The sequence below is a fragment of the Frankia sp. CcWB2 genome, from assembly GCF_977927585.1.
Genome location: NZ_CDWRCM010000025.1, coordinates 6,505 through 9,215 on the forward strand (window position 1 = coordinate 6,505; position 2,711 = coordinate 9,215).

3 protein-coding genes and 1 pseudogene are annotated in these 2,711 nt (G+C 71.2%); all 4 read right to left on the reverse strand.

From position 1 onward, the window contains the following. Nucleotides 1–319: pseudogene (locus ACY45C_RS04710) on the reverse strand (hypothetical protein); the annotation flags it as partial. Then, nucleotides 316–1,530, reverse strand: a complete 1,215-nt coding sequence (locus ACY45C_RS04715; RefSeq protein WP_462186417.1) for an ArsA family ATPase — start codon at nucleotides 1,528–1,530, stop codon at nucleotides 316–318. The gene ACY45C_RS04715 and the pseudogene ACY45C_RS04710, both read right to left, overlap by 4 nt. A 6-nt stretch (nucleotides 1,531–1,536) precedes the next feature. Further along, nucleotides 1,537–1,971, reverse strand: coding sequence for an SRPBCC family protein (locus ACY45C_RS04720; protein WP_462186436.1), 435 nt, complete (start codon nucleotides 1,969–1,971; stop codon nucleotides 1,537–1,539). Nucleotides 1,972–2,111: 140 nt separating this feature from the next. Beyond that, on the reverse strand, nucleotides 2,112–2,711 hold a 600-nt coding region (locus tag ACY45C_RS04725; protein ID WP_462186418.1), incomplete at its 5' end, for a metallophosphoesterase family protein.

Genomic DNA, 2,711 nt, shown 5'->3' on the forward strand with positions numbered 1-2,711 from the left:
GCCGGCACAGCGGGCACACGGCGCAGGGCCAGGTGTGATCCGCGGGTCCCGGCGCCGGATCCGCGTGGGGATCGGGTATCGACGCCGCATCGTCGGCAGCGGGTCCCGCCGCCGACGATGCGGGGGGACCGGGATGGCCGGGGGGCAGGTGCGAGGCGGCCCAGTCCCGCAGGGCGTCAGCGAGCAGGGCGGCTTCGACCGCGAGCGACCCGCGGCCGGGCGACGCGGACGGGCCGGTGGGAGGCGTGCCGGTGGGAGGCGTGGTGAAGTCGGGCCCGGCGCCGCCGGGCCGACCCGAGGTGGACCGCTGCGTGGTCATACCCGCACCCACTGCTGCGGGTCCGGGACGAACGAGACGACCAGCCGATCGTCACGCAGCCGGGCGGTGCTCACGTCGCAGCGACGCAGCGCCGCAGGCAGCGGAACGGCCCGCCGATACGACCCCACGGTCACCACCAGGTCATCACCCAGCCGGGCCAGATCGATCTGGGAACCGTCGACGAACGGCAGCCCGAAGGACAGCGCGAACCCGTCCTCGGTGCGCTCCACCCGCGGCTGGCCGCTCGAGCCGATGAGCGGCTCCCCGAGAACACTCCCCGGATCGAGCTCACCGTAGGTCGCCGCGCCGAAGGCGGCCAACTCCTCCAGGCCGATCGGTTCGCCCGCCCGGTAGCCGACCGGGAGGACGGGGGTGGGCATGAAGGCCGCGGTGATGTCGGCGAGCTGCTCGCGGTGAACGGCGGCCCACCCCGCCCGCCAGGCGTCCGCGTTCGCCGACGGGAAGATCCGGTTGACGACGACGCCGTCCAGGGTGAACCCATGCAGCGACAGCGCCGTAAAGCTGCCGCGGGCCGCGGCGAGCGCCGAGCTCTCGGGGGTCAGCACCAGCCGGACGCTGGTGGTGGCGTGGTCGGTGAGGATCGCGCGCAGGTCGACCGCCGCCCGGTGCAGGCGGTTGACGGTGTCGTAGGCGGGGGCCGCCAGCGTGCTCCACCGGCCGCCGAGCGCCGCCGCCCAGCCGAAACCGGGTCGCAGCCAGCGCGCGAAGGCACCGTCGGGCGGCAGCAGCCGGCGGCAGTACCACGACAACGTCTCGGGAAAGGCCAGCAGCCGCACCAGCGCCGCCGCCGAACCTCCGTCGACCACCACCAGGTCGTAGTTCTCACTGGTGAGGCCGTCACGCAGTTCGAGTAGCGTCAGGGTCTCGACGGCCCCGGGCAGGAAGGCCAACTCCTCCAGGTCGAACGGATCGACGTTGATGGCCGGCCAGGTGCCCGCCAGCACCTCGCGTACGGCCGGCCACCGGGTCTCGACCGCGCGGCGCAGGTCGACCTGCTGGCCGTGCAACCCCGGTTCAAGCTCGGTCGGCTCGGCGCCGATCGGGTGGTCGAGCGCGCCGGCGAGCCCCGCGGCCGGGTCGACCGACAGCACGAGGGTCCGATGACCCCGTTGAGCGGCGAGGATCGCGGTCGCCGCCGCCACCGTGGTGGTACCGCCGCCGCCCTTCCCCGTGAAGAGCACACACCGCACGTGCGCTCAGCTCTCGACGTACTTCTTGAGGTCCTTGAGAGCGGCATCCACGATGCCGCTCTGCACCTTCCGCCGGAGCAGACCAGGAATCTTGATCTTTGTCTCAGCGGTGAGGTCGTAGGTCACCTCGGTGCTACCGTCACCCAGGTCGCGCAGGGTGTAGCTGCCGTCCTGCGACGACATCGCCTGGCCATCGACCATGCTCCAGACGACCTGATCGTCGCCCTTCCAGGTGTACTCGTTGACAAACTCGTCCTTGATGACGACGGCGTTGATCCGGAACCGGGCGCGCCGGGGACGGCCGTCCGGGCCCATGTCGAGGATCTCGGCCTCCTCGATCTGGCCGATCCAGGTCGGATACGCGGAGATGTCGACGATCGCCCCCATCACCGCGGCGGGCTGGGCGTTGATGACGATCGTCGATCGGGCGTGGTCCGCCATGGCAGACAGCACCTCCACATTCTTCGAGCGCGGCTGAAGAGCACGGCGTCGCCGGCCCACCGGCAACCCGGATCTCTCCGGGGCCCGGGAACAATCCCCGACCGATCGCCTGAGGCTACCGGAACACCGAGCGCGCCCGGCTACCACTCGAGAACGAAGGGCGTCCCCCGAGCCTGGAAATGTCCGACGTTCACGCAGCGTGTGCCGTCGATCTCCAGGCTGGCCGTCAACGGCTGGTGCACATGCCCGAAGAGCACGTAGCGCGGCCGGGTCGCGTGAATGGCCTCGAGGATCGCCACACTGCCGCGCTCGAAGCGGCGTGCCTCGATGTCGTAGACCAGCTCGGGGATATGCGGGGGGATGTGGCAGCACAGGACGTCGACCTCGCCCACCGCGGCGACCTTGGCGGCGAAGGCGTCGTCGTCAATCTCGTAGGGGGTGCGCATCGGGGTCTGCAGCCCCCCGCCGACGAAGCCGAACCGCAACCCGCCGATCGTGGTGGTCTGCCCGTCCAGCAGGGTGACGCCGTCGCGCAGGTACTCAGGATACAGGTGCGGCAGATCGACGTTGCCGAAGGTCAGGTAGGTCGGGGTCGGGAACGCCGCGAACAGCACCTCGTACTGACGGCGGATGGCCGCCTCCACGATCTGCGTGCGGTCCCCGCCCAGGCTCGCCCACAGCGTCCGGGACCATGCCCGGGCCTCGTCGAACCGCTGGGCGTTACGCAGCTCGATCATGCG